Source organism: Pseudomonas sp. NCIMB 10586 (assembly GCF_023127895.1).
Taxonomy (GTDB): domain Bacteria; phylum Pseudomonadota; class Gammaproteobacteria; order Pseudomonadales; family Pseudomonadaceae; genus Aquipseudomonas; species Aquipseudomonas synxantha_A.
The window spans coordinates 50,701-67,945 of record NZ_SPKQ01000031.1; the positions used below are offsets into that span (position 1 = coordinate 50,701).

At 52.4% G+C, this 17,245-nt stretch carries 19 protein-coding genes; 2 read left to right on the forward strand and 17 right to left on the reverse strand.

The features are described from left to right. Positions 1 to 679: 679 nt before the first annotated feature. The 3 genes from E4P01_RS12785 to E4P01_RS12795 all read right to left on the reverse strand — a co-directional run bounded on the left by E4P01_RS12785 (position 680) and on the right by E4P01_RS12795 (position 3,367). Complete coding sequence (locus E4P01_RS12785; protein WP_078820949.1) at positions 680 to 1,075, reverse strand: hypothetical protein; 396 nt, start codon at positions 1,073 to 1,075, stop codon at positions 680 to 682. 398 nt (positions 1,076 to 1,473) lie between these two features. Continuing rightward, positions 1,474 to 2,475, reverse strand: a complete 1,002-nt coding sequence (locus E4P01_RS12790) for a zinc-dependent alcohol dehydrogenase family protein (RefSeq protein ID WP_216091100.1) — start codon at positions 2,473 to 2,475, stop codon at positions 1,474 to 1,476. Positions 2,476 to 2,914: 439 nt separating this feature from the next. After that, positions 2,915 to 3,367: a hypothetical protein gene (locus tag E4P01_RS12795; RefSeq protein WP_216091099.1), complete on the reverse strand. Its 453-nt coding sequence runs from the start codon at positions 3,365 to 3,367 to the stop codon at positions 2,915 to 2,917. A gap of 265 nt (positions 3,368 to 3,632) precedes the next feature. Between E4P01_RS12795 and ispG the strand changes: the two genes are divergently transcribed. Next, positions 3,633 to 4,910, forward strand: a complete 1,278-nt coding sequence (ispG, locus tag E4P01_RS12800) for a flavodoxin-dependent (E)-4-hydroxy-3-methylbut-2-enyl-diphosphate synthase (protein WP_078822737.1) — start codon at positions 3,633 to 3,635, stop codon at positions 4,908 to 4,910. A gap of 69 nt (positions 4,911 to 4,979) precedes the next feature. Here ispG and E4P01_RS12805 read toward each other — a convergent pair whose 3' ends face one another. Continuing rightward, the gene (locus E4P01_RS12805) at positions 4,980 to 5,339 is read right to left on the reverse strand and encodes a CesT family type III secretion system chaperone (protein WP_216091098.1); all 360 of its coding nucleotides are present in this window, start codon (positions 5,337 to 5,339) and stop codon (positions 4,980 to 4,982) included. A gap of 452 nt (positions 5,340 to 5,791) precedes the next feature. Between E4P01_RS12805 and E4P01_RS12810 the strand changes: the two genes are divergently transcribed. Beyond that, positions 5,792 to 6,982 carry an anthrax toxin-like adenylyl cyclase domain-containing protein gene (locus tag E4P01_RS12810; protein WP_078822739.1) on the forward strand — a complete coding sequence of 397 codons (1,191 nt, stop codon included), beginning with the start codon at positions 5,792 to 5,794 and terminating at the stop codon, positions 6,980 to 6,982. 80 nt (positions 6,983 to 7,062) lie between these two features. Here the strand turns inward: E4P01_RS12810 and E4P01_RS12815 are convergent, their stop codons facing one another. The 13 genes from E4P01_RS12815 to E4P01_RS12875 all read right to left on the reverse strand — a co-directional run bounded on the left by E4P01_RS12815 (position 7,063) and on the right by E4P01_RS12875 (position 17,167). After that, positions 7,063 to 7,392, reverse strand: a complete 330-nt coding sequence (locus E4P01_RS12815; protein WP_078822740.1) for a hypothetical protein — start codon at positions 7,390 to 7,392, stop codon at positions 7,063 to 7,065. A 559-nt stretch (positions 7,393 to 7,951) separates the two neighbouring features. Next, positions 7,952 to 8,239 (reverse strand): hypothetical protein, encoded by a 288-nt coding sequence (locus E4P01_RS12820; RefSeq protein ID WP_143508497.1) that lies wholly within the window; start codon positions 8,237 to 8,239, stop codon positions 7,952 to 7,954. Then, positions 8,205 to 8,648 (reverse strand): hypothetical protein, encoded by a 444-nt coding sequence (locus tag E4P01_RS12825; protein WP_078822741.1) that lies wholly within the window; start codon positions 8,646 to 8,648, stop codon positions 8,205 to 8,207. Before E4P01_RS12825 ends, E4P01_RS12820 begins: the two co-directional genes overlap by 35 nt. Then, complete coding sequence (locus tag E4P01_RS12830) at positions 8,638 to 9,357, reverse strand: oxygen-regulated invasion protein OrgB (protein WP_216091097.1); 720 nt, start codon at positions 9,355 to 9,357, stop codon at positions 8,638 to 8,640. Before E4P01_RS12830 ends, E4P01_RS12825 begins: the two co-directional genes overlap by 11 nt. After that, the gene (locus E4P01_RS12835) at positions 9,329 to 9,901 is read right to left on the reverse strand and encodes a hypothetical protein (protein ID WP_216091096.1); all 573 of its coding nucleotides are present in this window, start codon (positions 9,899 to 9,901) and stop codon (positions 9,329 to 9,331) included. The genes E4P01_RS12830 and E4P01_RS12835 overlap by 29 nt, the downstream gene beginning before the upstream one ends. Beyond that, entirely contained in the window at positions 9,885 to 10,613 is a 729-nt protein-coding gene (locus tag E4P01_RS12840) for an EscJ/YscJ/HrcJ family type III secretion inner membrane ring protein (protein WP_078822743.1), read from the reverse strand. Before E4P01_RS12840 ends, E4P01_RS12835 begins: the two co-directional genes overlap by 17 nt. Next, positions 10,610 to 10,918 (reverse strand): type III secretion system inner rod subunit SctI, encoded by a 309-nt coding sequence (sctI, locus tag E4P01_RS12845; protein ID WP_179119862.1) that lies wholly within the window; start codon positions 10,916 to 10,918, stop codon positions 10,610 to 10,612. The genes E4P01_RS12840 and sctI overlap by 4 nt, the downstream gene beginning before the upstream one ends. Positions 10,919 to 10,986: 68 nt before the next feature. Then, positions 10,987 to 11,250: a type III secretion system needle filament subunit SctF gene (sctF, locus tag E4P01_RS12850; RefSeq protein WP_078822744.1), complete on the reverse strand. Its 264-nt coding sequence runs from the start codon at positions 11,248 to 11,250 to the stop codon at positions 10,987 to 10,989. Positions 11,251 to 11,267: 17 nt separating this feature from the next. Then, the gene (locus E4P01_RS12855) at positions 11,268 to 12,443 is read right to left on the reverse strand and encodes a PrgH/EprH family type III secretion apparatus protein (protein ID WP_179119863.1); all 1,176 of its coding nucleotides are present in this window, start codon (positions 12,441 to 12,443) and stop codon (positions 11,268 to 11,270) included. 111 nt (positions 12,444 to 12,554) lie between these two features. Next, positions 12,555 to 12,998: a transglycosylase SLT domain-containing protein gene (locus E4P01_RS12860; protein WP_248130037.1), complete on the reverse strand. Its 444-nt coding sequence runs from the start codon at positions 12,996 to 12,998 to the stop codon at positions 12,555 to 12,557. A 17-nt stretch (positions 12,999 to 13,015) separates the two neighbouring features. Further along, positions 13,016 to 13,996, reverse strand: coding sequence for a winged helix-turn-helix domain-containing protein (locus E4P01_RS12865; RefSeq protein ID WP_216091094.1), 981 nt, complete (start codon positions 13,994 to 13,996; stop codon positions 13,016 to 13,018). A gap of 253 nt (positions 13,997 to 14,249) precedes the next feature. After that, complete coding sequence (locus E4P01_RS12870) at positions 14,250 to 14,507, reverse strand: acyl carrier protein (RefSeq protein ID WP_078822748.1); 258 nt, start codon at positions 14,505 to 14,507, stop codon at positions 14,250 to 14,252. Continuing rightward, the gene (locus E4P01_RS12875) at positions 14,507 to 17,167 is read right to left on the reverse strand and encodes a hypothetical protein (RefSeq protein ID WP_216091093.1); all 2,661 of its coding nucleotides are present in this window, start codon (positions 17,165 to 17,167) and stop codon (positions 14,507 to 14,509) included. Before E4P01_RS12875 ends, E4P01_RS12870 begins: the two co-directional genes overlap by 1 nt. Positions 17,168 to 17,245 lie beyond the last annotated feature (78 nt).

Here is a 17,245-nt window from a genome sequence, read left to right on the forward strand (position 1 = left end):
TAAGAACTTCATTACTAAAATCTTCAATAGAGCTAAAAACCATTAAACTACTCAATAATCTACCAAAAACCACTTCATCAACTACATCAGCCTCCAACCCTACGTGAGGCGAGGCCGTGTTTTTGGCACGACGCAAATTAGCTTCATTCTCAATAATTGCAATAAAAACATGCAGACAACAAACAACAAGCAACAGGCTACAAGCAACAGGCTACAAGCAACAATTGCCAAAGTAATGAATAAATGCGTAATCAACAAATCTAGCAGCCTCTTTAAGTTCATCAATGCTTAAGCTCCAACAACATAGGGTCAGGTGCAAAATGCAAAGACTGCCGAATTCTTTGTATGTCATGACTCTCATTATCTTGCACTCCCCGCCCCGCAATCCGGAAAATCTCGGCAGGGATACCCTTCCAACACAACTCACTTCCAAACACTCTCATACATAACTGTTCACTTTTTGCAGAAATAAAGTGCACTGATGACACTCGAAGTTCCGCATCATCCAAATTGCGATTAGCGACCTACCAAAGGCCTGAGCAGTTTAAAGGAAACCCACCAGCACCTGCAGCGCAGCAGCACACCGCCATCAGGCTATCAAGAACCGCCCAACCACGACCCTAATACTCCTCCGATCCGACCGCCAACCGTTTTCTATACATAACATACAACGTTTCCACTATTTAAAAATCTCAAGGTGTAACTCCAAGCGTGCAAACTCACCTTTCACTTGAAGCGCAAGTGCACCTTTACAGCGTTCACTGTTCATGCACCCCAAGCCATACACGTCCGACAAACTGCCCGCATCGCCCTCTTCAAAGTCCCAGGTATCAAACACATAACGCACCACCTTAAGCTTGGACTTTTTAAGGGGACCTACCGAGGGACGTAATGACATGGTCTCCTCACCCAGGCTTAAATCCACACCGACTCTGCACAAACTGTCCAGGCTATTGCCCACAATATTCAACTGTCCTACCAGATCGAGTCGCACTTCGCTACTGTCGGCCAAGCCAACGGCTGTGTTCCGTACAGGCTCATATTGTTTAAAAGGCTGCATTAAAAGGCTGAACACTGACACTCCCGGATTGATTTAACGAACCGACGCTCGACACCATTGCTGGGCCTTGAAGGCGGTTGGCGCAGTTACCACTGGCGAGGCTGACTTATATATTGGGGACAGCATCAGCTACTTAATCAACGAAAATTATTCAAACAGCCTCGAGATCCTCAATCTTTCACCCTTGCAGGTCAAGAATTTTTCATTTAACCGCTATATCCAACACGAAAAAGCATAGTGAAATATCTCTGTCAATTTACACATAATACTTATCCAACGGCATCAACCGCTAGCAGCGGAAATGGCAGGGCTTACGCTGTTTTTTGGCTCCATTGCTCCCACCACCCAATGAGAGGACGGCAGATGCAAAGCCGCCCCCTACTCGATTGTTTAAAGGGGCCGCGACCTGGCCATCAAACGACATCAATAACCACCTTCCCCACCATCTTGCCCGACTCCTGCAATGTATGCGCGGCGCCTGCACAGTCGAGGGTGAAGCGCTGCTCGTCCAGCAAAGGAATAAGCTTGCCTTCCTCGGCAAGGCGTGTGGCATGTCGCAAAATTTCACCGTGATGCGAACGCCCCTCCCCACTTAACATCGGAAGTAATACGAATACCCCGGACACCGTCACGCAGCGCAGCGAGCTTGGTGCCAGGTTGTGAGTGCCGAACGCAAAGCAACTCAGCACATGACCATAGGTGCGAGCGGCTATCAGCGAATCATCAAGGGTCTGACCGCCAACGGTATCGTAAACCAAGTCGAAACCAACCCCACCCGTATGCTGTTTTACATACTGCTCAACCGTCCTGGCGCGGTAGTCGATGGCCGTTGCACCAAAGGACTCAACGATTTCGCGCTTCTGGGATGACGCTGTGGCGAACACCTTGGCGCCATGGGCAACCGCGATTTGCACCGCCATGTGCCCCACACCACCGGCGCCGCCTTGAACCAGCACAGACTGCCCGGCGCGCAGGCCAGCACGGTCTATCAGTCCCTCCCACGCTGTCAGAAACACCAACGGTATCGCCGCAGCTTCACGCATGCTGAGGTTGTTCGGCTTGAGAGCCAATAGATCGGCATCTACGGCGGCGTACTCAGCCATTGAACCTTGCAGGCCTCGCACGCCACCTGTCAGCCCATACACCTCGTCCCCAACCTTAAAACCAGTGACGCCGTCGCCCACGGCTTCCACCACGCCGGCGAGATCAGTGCCGAGGATCGCGGGAAGTTCAGGCATAGCATAGGGCGCCTGCGCCTTGCGAATCATGAAATCAATCGGGTTGACCCCGCTCGCAGCTATCTTGACAAGCACCTGGCCAGCCCCAGCCAACGGGCGATCCACTTGGGTCAGGGTGAACGTACCTTCAGCATAATCGTTCAACACCTGAGCGCGCATCTTTGTCCGTATGCTCATGACGCTCTCCTGTTTACAGTCTCGTATAACGGAAGTCTTTACCTTTTCATTAAATGGTATTGACCGTTCAGCAGCTTGAAATTTACGATCTTCTTACAGCTCACTTTCTATAAAAGAGCATTTATTTATTGACATCGCATCACCGACACGAAGTTTCCGCATACAACCGTTGGTAACTCCGGAACATTTGAAATTCCGGAGTTACCAATTTTTCGCCGCTTGACAGTCCTTTAGCGGCAGGCCTTCCCCACATAGCACCCAACAGCTAATCAGCGTGCCAGCACTCAGTGCACCGACACGGCACTTCCAATCGCATGCCCCTCATTCAGGCACTCATAACGACGACTCATCACAAGTATCCTTTCCCCTGACAACGAGCGCAACAAAACCTCATCGGCGGCAGCAGTGCCGTTAGAAGGCTGAGGCCATCAAAGATGCCTTAGTACAACTCTGACTTACACGAACCAAAAGGTCGAGGCTCTTGCATCAGAGAGGCGGGTGCAGAAGTCGCCACCCGAGGTGGAAATAATTCATTGTGAAGACGTGGAAATAATTCTTTGTAAATCTGGTTTTGATAACCCATCACAGACTCCCAATACACATCAGTAAGACAATCACTTGAAACCCCTCTTACGTCACTCAAACGCATGCTCAGATTTGCAAATTTTAAAGGATCTACCCTTTGCCTGTCGGCATCCTTAATGAACTTTTTCACACACTTCTCTAGTTTTTCAAGTTTATGAGAATGTTTATCCTGTGCTACTCGGAGAACCCCCCTCACTCCCCCTAATACACCACGGCCCAAGTCACCAAGCAATGTTGGTTGCGGAGCAACGGCAGAACCCCGACTCGAACTCGAGAACAGATGGAGGTTGATGCCAAACACTTTCATACAGGACTCCTACCTAAATAAAGCCACCACGATACCCCCCCCTCTCACTTACCCACTATCAGAAACAGCTCACCCACCGACAAAGACAAAAACAATCAATCGAAGGACACCCACCCATACTCAGACCTGCCCCCCAGCATCAATTTGAGCTTTTATTGAAAGCCCTCCCCCTCCCCCCACCCCTTAAAATTGCACGCCCATGGAGGGCACACATCCAAACACCTTCCCTATAACCCAAACCACACAACAACGGTGAAATATTGCCATGAAAACTGCTACCCACCCCGTACTCTGCGGCTCCGCACCACGAAAAAAAACGCGCCAAGCCAGCGTGCAATGGCATGAAAACAACGTCACTCTCGGCGGCGACGCACCGATTGTCGTCCAGTCAATGACCAATACCGATACTACTGACGCCACCGCCACCGCCACCCAAGTTCAGCAACTCGCAGAAGCCGGATCTGAACTGGTTCGCATCACGGTCAATACACCCGAAGCAGCCGCAGCAGTGCCAGTGATCCGCGAACAGCTTGATCGCATGGGCGTGCTCGTGCCGCTTGTAGGCGACTTTCATTACAACGGCCACACATTGCTGCGCGACTACCCCGCCTGCGCAGAGGCTCTATCGAAGTACCGAATCAATCCCGGCAATGTTGGCAAAGGCGCAAAGCACGACCTGCAGTTCAGCCAAATGATTGAAGTCGCCTGTAAACACAACAAACCCATACGCATAGGCGTGAACTGGGGCAGCCTCGATCAGGCGCTACTGGCACGAATCATGGATGAGAACGCAGCACGCAGTGAGCCATGGACACCGCAAAGCGTGATGGCCGAAGCACTGATCACTTCAGCCATTGAGTCAGCCCAGAAGGCGGAAAGCATCGGCCTACCCGGCAATCAAATTATTTTGTCGTGCAAAGTGTCTGCCGTTCAGGACCTGATCGGTGTTTATCGTGAACTCGCCAAGCGCTGCGATTACGCTCTACACCTTGGCCTAACCGAAGCAGGCATGGGCAGCAGAGGCATCGTTGCGTCGACCGCCGCCCTGTCAGTACTGCTGCAAGAGGGCATCGGCGACACCCTCCGCATCTCACTAACACCAGAGCCAGGCGCCCCACGAGAAAAAGAAGTAGTCGTAGCTCAAGAAGTCCTGCAGACCATGGGTTTGCGTAGCTTTACTCCAATGGTCATTGCGTGCCCTGGGTGCGGGCGCACCTCCAGCACACTATTTCAGGATCTGGCATCACGAATCCAGACGTTTTTACGCACCCAGATGCCAACATGGAAAACTCAGTATCCAGGCGTCGAGGAAATGAACGTCGCCGTCATGGGCTGCATTGTGAACGGCCCAGGCGAGAGCAAACACGCCAACATTGGCATTTCGCTGCCCGGCTCAGGCGAATTGCCAGCCGCCCCGGTATATGTCGACGGAGTTAAAGTGAGAACCCTGCGCGGCGAACACATTGCCGAAGAGTTTCAAGCAATGGTCCATTCCTATGTAGAACAACGCTATTCAAACCGCCTCGTACTGCAACATATTTAAGCCAACCAAACACAACAATAAAGAAAGCGGGACCACCTGAAAGGTGGCCCTGCTACACACTTACCCCCATCAACCAAGCTGACTAAGCCGCTCCGCCGCACCCACTAACTGCTCCAGCTGATGATGCACCATGGCACGATCCATTTGCATCAGATACTGACGATTCCACAGCACCTTACTCTGACTCACAGGATCCAACCCCAACACAGGCTTGCATGGGTCCTGACTGAACAGGTTCTGCTCATCAATTGGCGCAGACTCCAAGGGTGCCACACTAACAAACATCAACAGATAATCCGCCGGATGCTCAGTCAAATGACAAACATAACTGTCGAGCTGCAGACTGGTCACCATTTCTATAATTGCCGGCTCTGGAAGCGAAAAAGAAAGGTACAACTCTTTAATCACTGCTTGGTACTGCGAACTCATAACCCCCTCCAAAAAAAATCACAAAAAAAGCGACACATTCCCAATATACAATGCGTAACAACCACCCCTTGCATCACCCTCGCCTCCCTCCGAGAGCGCTACACCCAACCACGAGCAACATAAAGCTCACCAATAAAAGAGAATATCTGATAAAAATACAACCACCATCAAGAATCGCTCAGCCGAACAAAACACCCAAATATCAACCAGTGAATTGTATTACCCCCCCCTTTGAAAGGACGCAATTCTTTCGCAAGGCCCACCATACACCCCACACTCAACCCCACCAGCTGATCCGATATAATTCAAGTCACGAATCTCACGCGCACGTTTAGCGAAATGGACTACGAAGCACTTACAATGCTTAGCAATAACTGCAAAAGGAGAATATTGAAGCAACCACCGCTCAGTGGTTAAATAACGCCCTTCCAGCAACTGCATGGACCATAGAAATGATCGGCTTCAATCATCTTTCTTGTAGCAATTTTAGTAGCGCCTATAGAGACGCTCGGCTTTCTGCCCCTTGTAATGAAGGATCAACACTTGATCTGAAAGACCTCGACACAGTAATCGCCAAGATCAAGGATCGCACCGGGGTCGTGACAACCCATTTGGTCCGCATACAAGAAGTAGCCAAAGAGCAAAATTGCGTGATTGCACTTCGGCCGGTTGAAACCGCCGCCACCGGCCTGATTGAATCAGGTTGGCCAACCAAGGGCCTTCATGTTAAAGGCAAGAGCTCAAACTGGGGGGTACAAGCCGGAACGATCCCCCTCGATCAAACCTTCAGCAAACTTGAAAAATACAAATCGACAGCCCCGGAAATAATCAAAATATTTAACCAGCAGACAAACCAATGCGTCAGAGAAAAACATGCGATCCCCGTGCAACTGAAAGTCTCCAAACAACGCATCAACTACCTGCTTGAAAATAATTTTATCTACAGCTGGCACACCCTCAATCACAACCAAACGATCAAGATCAACGCCATTGGTCTCAGCGGTGATACGTATGAATACGAAGGCATTCAATGCGAGGACAGCCCCACCCCAGAATATCTGATCTTTCAAGGTCAGCAGCCACTCATGGTGTTAGCCAAAGAGCCGCATGGCAACCCATTAACCGCTGACTACGACCTGCTATTGATAGGGCCTCACTTGAGCGATATAGGCCCGCTGGACAATCTACCCTTGCCCGACGTAAGCCATGATGTCTTCAAACAGCGTCTCGACAAATACATGCGTATACCTGACGAACTGAAGATCGACTACCAAGATGAGAAGCACTTCTACAGCAAGGCAAACCCGGACAAAGGCAATATCACGACGCGTGCTGCCCAGATGATCCCCCTCCTCAATCAGGCCATGGTGGGTGAAGGCGAACCAGTGATCCACCATGGTACAGACTCGGCAAACCATATTTCCGACACTGCAGCCAACTACCCCGCCACGTTCATCCTGCCGACCAAAATGAGCCCCTTCGAGGAAATTGTGATTGTGGAGAACCAGGAGCAATTTGCCGAATTGGTCAAGGTTTTAAAAGACTATGGACACCACATACCAATAAACCCCTTGTGGGAATCGAGAGTAAAAAATGTAAGGCGTACGAGCCTTACAGACGCCATAAGTGCGCTAGGGCAGTAGCCCATCATAAACCCCTAACTAAACATCACACAGCATCAATAAATACGAAGAATCAGGAATGACTGAGACCTGAATGGCACTTACTCAACCTTCTCAGGGTGTCCATTTTTCGGGCATGCCGGCGCAGCCATAACGGGCAGACCAAACTCACGCTCACCAAGCCATGTCAGCTCGCCAGCCGCACTCTCCGGCGAACTAACCAGTTCGCAGCGAGCGCCTTGCATCGCGAGAAGAAGCGCTTGGATGGCGTCAATACCGAATATACGTAGAGCCTGCCGACGATCAGGCCACTCTAATTCAATATCACAATGCCAGTCCCCCTCAATGTCCGGTTCAGGCCGAAGAAAGCGAACAGAAACTTCCCCGCCCTTCTTGAGATCCAGTCGCCTTTCGATAAAGACATTGGTCATCGTTTTTTCTCTCCGTCGCTATAGATCTGCCCGCCTCGTCGATCAGGTGTTGCCATGACTTGCAGTTTCACGCGCAAGAACGCTGATGTCCACCAAACTACAACGTGCAGCCCATCGTAGCGAGCCACACTCCCGAGCTGAGAACTGGCACGCGAGATGTGTACCTGGGAACGCGCTGCCCGTCTTTGGCCAGGCGAGGGCTATGGAGCGCTTACCAAGAAACTAGAAAGATTCATCGCTAAAGAACTGATGACGACACCGCTGCCTGGCACTGCGCAACTCTGACGAAACCAGATGCTGATCGTGAGCGCTCGACAATGACTGGTTCAACCGGCACGCTCGTTCAAAATTGGATTGTGCACTTATCAGTTGCGTCGAGACCGACTCAACAGCCATCCAGCAGGCCAGCAGGCCAATACCCGCCCACACACCAACCATCAGTGTTGGACGCCGCTGCCGGTATAGGCGCTTGAAATCTACAGAGATGAGTCGTCGCCAATACACCACCACTCCCCGCCTCCGCTTGGTTATCGTGTTAGTTACGGACGGTGAGACCTGATCAGTCACTGGTCGGCAACCTGTTTAAGCGCGCACCCAGCGCCTCCAGGGCCGCCCGATCACGTTGACGCAGAGAATAAATAGCCACGCTGTCGCGATCCAATAAGGCGGCAGCCTGGTTAAATTGCTCTGCACGGTGCAATACGAGCCCCATTGCCGTGAGCAATATCGGCCCCGCCAACCAAGCCATCGCGGGCAACCACCCAAGGGAGCCACATAAAAAATAAAATCGTTTGAATGTGAACAACACACCATCACCAATCAATATTTTCGCGACTATCTTCATCATCGCTTGGCCTGAATATTTCCGCCATACTCGACTTAATAAATAAATCCGCCGAAAAAACAAGGCCATAGGCATTTGTCACTTCTTTATATTCCGGCGTTTGATCAAGACGCTCCGCCTTCATTGCACCCATAAGTTTAAGGATAAGAGCGGCTAGCTCTTGGGTGGTTTGATAAGGCCGCCCTCCTTCCGCATCGGTGTAGCAACTCAAATAACGCCGAATAATATCTCCAGACAGTTCGTCGGCACCGTTCACCCACTTGATGAACTGCCCATAAAACCGATCAAACTCAGGGTCCGGTGCGGACTGAGGCGCCGCCCCCCCAAATTGCTGCTCAAGTGGCACTACCCCACCGGCTGGCGGCACGCCTGCAAGAGTACGATTCATCGGCATAAAGCTATCAATCTGCATCCGCTATCTCCGGTGCGTGAATTTCATCCTCACCCCGCACAACTCCTTTTAGCTCTTCAGCCCAACCGATAAATAGCTGCATAGACGCATCGTCGAGCTCATGCACACTTTGCGGCAACTGTTTCAACTGCGCGAGCAAGCGCGGCGCCAGACGCGCTTGTGCGGCCGCGATATCCAGTTCGATAACTTGATCAGCCTGACGGAACAAGTAACGCTCCTGAGCATGAAAACTGATCTCCACCCGCCCCTCCCCAGCCTCGCTTAACACGCTTTTCAAAGCTGACGCTTGGAGCTTGCAGCGCAGTGGCAAGATAATCTCGACCACCGTCGGTGCCGAATGGACTTGGCGCTGTTGCCAACGCTGCAACAGCGCCGCCAATAACTGATCATCCTTCAACAGGTCACCAAACATCTTACCCGCCGCCTCTTGCAGCTCCGCTTGCAAGGTTGTAGTCACGACCCGCGCCCGTAACAACAAATCGCTCAAATCACCTGCCGCACGCAAGACCCCCTGAGAATAACCCTCTTGAAACGCATGCCCACGGATCGCTTCGGCTTCTCTCTGCGCCTCAATGATGCAGGCCTTGGCTCTTTCACGGGCCTGCCGCATCAACAGTCTGCGATCGCGCGCAGCAATACGCTCTTGGCGCGTCACTACAAGATCATTGTTAGCCGGTATATCAACCAGAGTTCTGATGGAGTCGAGCATGTTGTACCGCCAGAAAGAAAAGTGACGAATGAGGCGCCTGCGCAGGCCAAGCCTGCTGCAACTCGACGACCTCAGGTGAAAACTGCAAAGGCAAGCGCCGCATCAGTGTCTGCGGTACATGCGCATGCCACGCCAGTAACCCCCCCAACCCCAAGGCACTCAATGACGACTCAAGTTCATACTTCACATTGAGCCCGACGGATGCCCGGTACCCCAGATCAATCCGAGCAAAGGCCCGTACCGAAGAGTCGAGCTCACGCAACCGCCCCCCCCGCGCCAAGTCGGGCCACCGCAGCTGCGCCCCCATCAAGCGAGCGACCTGGGGCAAATACCGCCAGTGCTTGACCCACATATCAGCCCACAGAGTCATTTCGCTCTGTTGCTGATTTGGGCAACCAAGCGCCAAACGCTGCAACAGCGATTGATTCAGCACATTGCGCGCCTGCGGGCAATCAAACAGCTGCGGCACACTCCCCCGGCCAGGATGCAGGTAGTCCAATGGCTGGTGCAAAATAGCGTGCAATGCTTCAGTTCGTGACAGCATCGCCAGCCTCTCTGCGCCTGCCTTGGCGATACAGCACAGCAGCACAACCCAGCGCACTCAAAACACCCAGAACAAGCACGCCGTAGAGCCAACTCAGGTCGCCGGCACGCGGCTCCACTGACGGTGGCGTATGTTGAATCAGGCTGCGCTTGGAGAGCACCACCGAGATGTTCTCGTACTCCACGGACGAAAAGCTGTTTTTAAGAAAGCGCTTTATATCGCCAATCAACAACTGCGGATCGATATCACGCTCGTACACTGCCAGCGTCGACAAATGAACCGAGGAGGGCTTACGACCGCTTTCTCCCGACTCCAAATCGTAGCTGATGTGTACCCGCGCCGAAACGATGCCCTCAAGTGTCACCAATGACTGCTCCAGACGCTGTTCCAGCGCACTGTATAAGCGAGCTTTCTCTGCGCGAGGCGAGGAAACCAGCGAATCGGCTGCGAACATCTGCGCGATCTCTACCCGGGGTTTAGAGGGCAGCGAATAGACAGTCAGCAAATCCACTGCGGCGGCGAAATCAATCTGCTTGATAAGTACGGAGTGCCCGGCTTTACCATTGTTAACCTTGACCGCAGAAATATTGTGTCGTTGCAACACCGACACCACCTCATTGACTTGTTGCTGATCCAAACCCTCCAGCAGACTCGGCTCACGACAGCCCGCCAACATAAGGCAAAAAAGTACCACCCAGCCCAGCCTTTTCATGAGGAACGTAACAAGGTTTCAGCGGTAGTCACCGACTTGCGGACCAACACATTGAGTAGCGACACATCAACATTGTATTGCGCGGTACGAATCTGTAACTCACTCAAGACTTCAGGGTTGGTAATATCTGGTCGCCCCAGCATGGCATTGATTTCTGTCTGATCCTGCCCGACACCGATGGCTGCATTGGCGTAATTTTTTATCAGCTGGTCTTCCAATGAAACCACCTCCGTAGGCGCGGGACGCGCCAACTGCGCGATGCGAATATTGTTAACACCATCTACAACTAATGAAGACGCAGACATATAAGCTTCTCAAATGAATGTCGCCAGCGGACACATAAATGCCCACTGACCACAAAGGCACAAAACGCTTAACGCGCCGCGGAAATAATTGCCGTATCGATTTCTTTGAAACCCTTTACAGTGTTCGTCGCCGCGTTACGGAAAATATTGTACGAGGAGAAGGTCGATTGATAACTCGCCAACAGTGTCGGGTTCGACGGGTCCCCGTGCAGATCGACTAACGCTTTATCCAGTTTATCCTTCAAGTCTTTAGCTCCAGTCTCAAACAACTGCGCTTGCTTGCCCAAAAAATCTACGTGAAACGAAGCTGCCGCGTTTACAAGTGTAGTCATAGTTCACCTTTTCATGATTAAAGCGGTTTAGGAAAGTACCAAGACGACGGCGTAGTCTTGATGTAGCCCTGTGGGCCATATTGAAATGACTTACCCTTGAGCCAGTCATCTCGAAGCTCGAGGGCAAAGTGCACATAACGCTCGCCCCATTGCCGATTAAAGCGTGTGACAAAACTGCCCAACGCCTGCAATTCGGCGTCATCAAGGCTGCCCTCGACAGTAAATGTCACACTGTCGGTATTAGCATGACGCGTAAACGGCAGCATCAAACGACGCAGGCCCTCCTCAGCCAAATGCGCCAGACGAGCATCGTCACTGCTTACGATTTCTATATCGCGGGCATAAGGCACCGCCACGCGCAAGGCACTTTCAAGACGTTCTTTCTGGGCCGGGAGCAGCACATTGCGCTGCTGACTGATCAGTAATTTGGGCGTCGCCGGATCACTCAGATCCATACGGTGGTAAGCCAACTGCGGCGCAAGTTCTGCGACCAACACCTCCAAACGCTTTTGCTCATCGTAAGCCGTGATAACTTGCGTGGCCGAGTAACCGTTACGCACCAGTACCTGACGTCCCCAACTGGCGTCACGCTCAGACTCTGCAACAACATATACTTGGTTGTCACGACCGTTGAGCACGGTCATCGTGGTGTTTGTACCCCCCATCAACGCCTCGATACTGGAAACCTGACTTGGCCGCGATACATTCCAGGCCATCAACGCCAACACCCCCAGCAACACAAGCCCTGCCCCCAGCCATACGCACTGGCGCATGCCGCCCAAGATTCGTTGCCCCCCCCCTTCCCGGACAACAGCCAAAGGCTCGATCAACTCAACGGCCCAAGGAACGTCCGCTGGGCGTAGGGCTATTTGCAAAGCACCCACAAGATGCAACTGCTGGAACGCCAGAACCATCTCTTGCGGCCCGTCTTCACTCTGCAGGCGAGCTACACACCCAGACCGACCGTTCTCCTCAAGCAACACTTCAAAATTGCAGCCCCCCGACGCCAGCGGAACATAAATCACCTCTGGAGGAATGCTAGGGGGTTGCTCAAGCGAACAAAACTGAGACTCAGCCCCCACTATAAAAAAAGTGCGCTGCTGTGAAAGCGTAAACTCACAACCTTGCAGCGGGCCATTAAACACCCTCAATACGCACTGCATTGCAGACGAACCCTCCTGCATGCTATTCATCATTTTCTTCCTGATCTATGAAAGCGTCGCGCGCTCTAACTTGAAGCCATACTATAAAACAGCACAGAAACAATCCTGATCAAAAGAGACCACCTTCAAGTCATAAACAGATTAGATTTGCTGGCTCAACGAACCGTTGGTCAACAACGCGTGGTAACGTCGATACACTTTTTGTGCATAGCGCATACGCAATACTTGTCGATCAGGCGAGCTGCCCGCATTGTAAGCGCCCACCGCAGTCCAGTTATAACCGTGACGCGCAATAAACCCTGCGAGTATCGAAGCCCCCACGTCAATCGCAAGGCAAGGCTCATCCAATAAGCGTTGCCGCGTGATGCCACGCGCCTGCAATCGCGGCAGATGCTGGCTGTTGATTTGCATCAACCCCACATCGGTTGAGCCGTCGCGATTATGATGAATTGCATCAGGCTTGAGTTGCGACTCAACAAGGGCAATTGCATACAACAACTCAGGTTCTATAGTGTAACGAGCCCCCACTTCGAGCCAACAATTGGCCCAAGCACTCACACCCCAAAATTGCGCCAGAACCGCCATGACACCTATCTTCCACGTCATAGCGGCCAGCACCCCGCTTTCGGGGCATCCAGCCCCACCATACGCCCCCCATTCCGCTGCGCCCGCCGCCAGCCTGAGAGCTGACGACGAGCGGCCTGCGGACTGACCATGAGCTTCCAGAGAGGTGCACAACCTGGCTTGAGCTGCAACCTGGCCCTCATCTCACCCAGTCCCCGCGACACAAGCACCCGCTCCCGCGACAAACCGATGAAACAAGAGGGTGCTGATAAAAAAGAATTGGAACAATGCGAAGACACAACCGCCCCCATACCTGGAAGACACCGCGCCACTACGGCAGCCAATTGTTGCAGCGCCTTATTGCGATCATCGACCGGCAACAAGGCCTGACTGTATAGCAGCGTGTGATCCTGGCCACGCACCAGCTCAACCGATAGTGACCAGCCCGCCTCACCCTTGACACAGTACACACTCAGATAATAATCAGGAGCCATGCGCTCAACCAATGCCAACGGATCGCCCACACCCTGTGGATTACCCGACAACACCGCCGGAATCACGCGCAACGCCCCACCAAAGGCCGCGGCCAACTGCCGAACCACTTGGTACTGCATATCTATTGCACAGCCATCTCCGGGAGTCAGAATTGGCAGTACCAGCAATGAAGGCGCCAGGCATGAGTCAGGCTCGGCGATACACTCCTTCACGTCTCCAGCGAAGCAATACCCCTTTCCATAAACGGTTCTGATGTAAGGGTGCTCACCGAACAACTTGCGAAGCACGTAGATACAACGCGTCAAGGACTCTTCGGCCACATCACAGCCGGGCCATACCTGATCGAGAAGCCGCTGCTTACTTACCAGCGATCCCGCTGCCTCTAATAACACACGCAAAACGTGCAACTCCTTAGGTGGCAGGTGTCGTCCATGACCGTTATGCAAAAGCAATCCATCACCTTGCAGTACCCACTGATCGAAAACAAACGACCGCGCTAACGACTGATCAACGCCCTTTCCCATAAGACAATTGCCTCTTTACCATGATTTAGTGGCATCCAGTGCAGACAAACAAAAGACCATCACACAAGAGACTAAGTCTAGGGGAAAGGCAGGCAGCACCACACAGGAAGGCGCCCAAAGAAGTAGAGAATACAGGGAAAGTAACGGCGGAAATTTCATACAAGAAGGGTGAGTGATTCGTACCTGGCCCTTCGAGATGCGCAAAAAGAAAACGCCTTCCCCGTTAGGCGAAGGCGTTACGAAGGTAAAAATCTTAGAAGGTTGCCGCTCGAAGCTCAAACGTCTCCATCGTCAAACGAAAAAGATCGTCCACCTTGCGCACTCTGGAGAGCCCCTGTGCCGGGATGTCAATTTCGAAAATTTCATTAATCTCCAGTGCAATCTCCAAGACATTCAAAGAGTCAGCCCCCAGATCCTCGACCAATCGAGTGCCTAGTGTCACGCTTTCTCGCTTCACCCCCAATTTCTGAGCAATGATAGCAATGATAGCCACCTGAGTTTCAGCGCTCATCAAGCAATACCCCCCAAATGACTTCGGGTCTCTTTGTAACTCTCAAGTGAAATAATCGGGCGGGCCGGGACTTGCCCCCCCACCAAATACCCCCCCTCCACAGAATCCGCTAAGCGCTTCTGCGAAAAGATACTTTCAAGCCTCCATGCGAACTCCTTCGACTCCCGCTTAACATCACGATAGATTCTTCCAATTTCGGTTTCCGGGGCGGCTTTCGAAGGATCTCCAACATTTTTTATGTACTCTCTTAACGCAGCCGCATCTGCCGAGACGCCCTGGATGGCGCGGTCTATTGCACTGTGCCACTTCTTAACCGCATCTGCCGAGGTGCCCTGGATGGCACTGTCTATTGCAACAAGCCCCTTCTCACTCAAGAAATCAGGTTTCAAATATAACCCTTTATTACGCCACGTACCGGTCAACGGATCAGAGGACCTCCTTTCAGGGTAGAACGAGGCAACGGGCGTGTAGCGCTCATATTTATTATCGACTTTTTTTCGCGACTCATAATCAGCATGCAGCTTTTCAAAGCGCTCAGCGTATTCCGGACATTGGCGTTTTAGCTCGAGATAGATTACATGAGCCTTGCGGTCGTCACTCGTTGCGTTTTTACCAGGCTCAATCGACGGGTTCTCACCCTCGCGGATATACCCCTTGAGGAATTGGCTCTCCGTTGAAACCCCCCCGAACGCGCTGGCCATCTCCTGAAAAAAATTCGCATCCTTGGACGAAACAAAAGAAACCATCGAGCCCACTACACCGGCTGGAACCACTGACGGCATTAGGTGTCGGTAGTAATCAAAGTGTGGCACGCCTTTAGAGAAAGGCAACGGGCCTGCGCCCTCCCACATACCAACACGACTCGCAACTCCTCGTTCCTGTGCAGCACCTACTGCCCCCCCCGTGAGCAGAGAGTTACCCGCGAACAATTGCGCTCCCCCGTCAGAAGCGAATCGCTGCTCCTGGCTCGCATCAAGCGTTTCAAACTCGACATACTCTACCTGCGGCGCCACAGCATAATTAATTTTGGATAGTTGAGGCTCAACAACCGGCTCAGCCCCTGAAGGCCGCAGACTGTCAGCTGTTGATTTTACATACCGCTCCTGGCCGGATTCCGCCCCGCTTACCGCACCAGAGAAAGCATCCTGGAGTGAGTTTTCCGCCGTTATCCGCTCCGAGCTTAACACTTCAGCCCGATCAGTAATCAGGCTGCGCTGAAGCAAGCGCTCCGGCGTTCGGCCCGAATCAACGAAGTCCTCCAATTGTGCTCCCCCGTCAGAAGCGAATCGCTGCTCCTGGCTCGCATCAAGCGTTTCAAACTCGACATACTCTACCTGCTGCGCCACAGCATGATTAATTTTGTATAGTTTAGGCTCAACAACCGGCTCAGCCGCTGAAGGCCGCAGACTGTCAGCTGTTGATTTTACATACCTCTCCTGGCCGGATTCCGCCCCGCTTACCGCGCCAGAGAAAGCATCCTGGAGTAAGTTTTCCGCCGTTATCCGCGCCGAGCTTAACACTTCAGTCCGATCACCAATCAGGCTGCGCTGAAGCAAGCGCTCCGGCGTTCGGCCTGAATCAACGAAGTCCTCACCGGGCACATCAAATGACTTGAGGCCGTCAGGCGTTACTGTGGAAGCCGCCCTTGTACCACCCGCCGACGGCTCCTTATTACGTGCGGCCATGAGCTGTTCGTGAAGCGACTTATTCTCTCGTATTAAGCCATTCACTAACTCAAAAAGCCCATCGAAGCTGACGTTAACATCCCCACCTTTAATATGAGGACTTACCGTAATATTAGGCAAAAACCTGCCCCCGATGTCATCTCCTGTCGGTTTCGATCGCGCTTCCGGCCCCCGCCCCATGCCCGCCTCATCAGGGGCAGGCCCCGAGCCGGGCCCATCAGCCTCAGGAGGCGTCCCCAAGCTTAGGTAGCTCAACTGGTCCAGGATAAGCTTAGACAAGCCTTCGCCTGTCTTCGCCTTTACGCCATCACCTATCCACCCCGAGAGCACATCCGTTGCTTGTTGGGTTCCATTCCCCTTGGCGCGACTGCTGGCGATAGCTTCTGGGCCAGGCATGACTTCGCCATTCAACTTCATCAGCGCCTTGGGCAACCCATCATGCAAAAAGTTTAGATATATATAGCCAACGGCCGTATCGACGGCAGCCGTATGACGCTCAATAAGACCGTTAATCAATGTATCGATCTTATTGTGACGTTCAAACGATGCACGATTACCGCGAAAATCTGCCGCAAATCCGTCCTTCCCACACTCCCCGTACTTCTGCGCGGCTTTCAACAACCCATCACAGGCAGACTTGAAGCGTTCATCGGCACGAACCCCCTCATGCCCTTTCAAAACAAAAAGATTAATAGCGTGCTTTTTCAGAGCCAGCGCATCGGTTTCATGATCATTCAACAACTTTTCTATCAGAGGAGTCCCAGCGTCTTTCAAAATCACACTCAACGCCTGCCGCCCCAATTCTCGAACGGCCTCTTGCGTTGTGTAAATCGCCTCCTTACGAAACAGCGACTGCAACGGCGTGCCTTCGTTACTTACACGATCTAATTGAAGACCGGTAGAGGTACGTGTCGGTGCACTACCGCTCTGACTAAAGGTATCCACTGGCGTAGTGACGGTTTTATTTATGAGCATATACAACCACCTTGCTCTTGCTATTGCTATAGACAGCAGGCCCCTATAGCACACATTAATCTTGATTGACCCAGACAG

Coding starts and splice junctions, on each gene's coding strand:
- E4P01_RS12790 (WP_216091100.1), bottom strand. CDS start 2,475: ATGAGCATACGGACAAAGATGCGCGCTCAGGTGTTGAACGATTATGCT.
- E4P01_RS12795 (WP_216091099.1), bottom strand. CDS start 3,367: ATGAAAGTGTTTGGCATCAACCTCCATCTGTTCTCGAGTTCGAGTCGG.
- ispG (WP_078822737.1), top strand. CDS start 3,633: ATGAAAACTGCTACCCACCCCGTACTCTGCGGCTCCGCACCACGAAAA.
- E4P01_RS12805 (WP_216091098.1), bottom strand. CDS start 5,339: ATGAGTTCGCAGTACCAAGCAGTGATTAAAGAGTTGTACCTTTCTTTT.
- E4P01_RS12810 (WP_078822739.1), top strand. CDS start 5,792: ATGATCGGCTTCAATCATCTTTCTTGTAGCAATTTTAGTAGCGCCTAT.
- E4P01_RS12815 (WP_078822740.1), bottom strand. CDS start 7,392: ATGACCAATGTCTTTATCGAAAGGCGACTGGATCTCAAGAAGGGCGGG.
- E4P01_RS12820 (WP_143508497.1), bottom strand. CDS start 8,239: ATGATGAAGATAGTCGCGAAAATATTGATTGGTGATGGTGTGTTGTTC.
- E4P01_RS12825 (WP_078822741.1), bottom strand. CDS start 8,648: ATGCAGATTGATAGCTTTATGCCGATGAATCGTACTCTTGCAGGCGTG.
- E4P01_RS12830 (WP_216091097.1), bottom strand. CDS start 9,357: ATGCTCGACTCCATCAGAACTCTGGTTGATATACCGGCTAACAATGAT.
- E4P01_RS12835 (WP_216091096.1), bottom strand. CDS start 9,901: ATGCTGTCACGAACTGAAGCATTGCACGCTATTTTGCACCAGCCATTG.
- E4P01_RS12840 (WP_078822743.1), bottom strand. CDS start 10,613: ATGAAAAGGCTGGGCTGGGTGGTACTTTTTTGCCTTATGTTGGCGGGC.
- sctI (WP_179119862.1), bottom strand. CDS start 10,918: ATGTCTGCGTCTTCATTAGTTGTAGATGGTGTTAACAATATTCGCATC.
- sctF (WP_078822744.1), bottom strand. CDS start 11,250: ATGACTACACTTGTAAACGCGGCAGCTTCGTTTCACGTAGATTTTTTG.
- E4P01_RS12855 (WP_179119863.1), bottom strand. CDS start 12,443: ATGAATAGCATGCAGGAGGGTTCGTCTGCAATGCAGTGCGTATTGAGG.
- E4P01_RS12860 (WP_248130037.1), bottom strand. CDS start 12,998: ATGGCGGTTCTGGCGCAATTTTGGGGTGTGAGTGCTTGGGCCAATTGT.
- E4P01_RS12865 (WP_216091094.1), bottom strand. CDS start 13,996: ATGGGAAAGGGCGTTGATCAGTCGTTAGCGCGGTCGTTTGTTTTCGAT.
- E4P01_RS12870 (WP_078822748.1), bottom strand. CDS start 14,507: ATGAGCGCTGAAACTCAGGTGGCTATCATTGCTATCATTGCTCAGAAA.
- E4P01_RS12875 (WP_216091093.1), bottom strand. CDS start 17,167: ATGCTCATAAATAAAACCGTCACTACGCCAGTGGATACCTTTAGTCAG.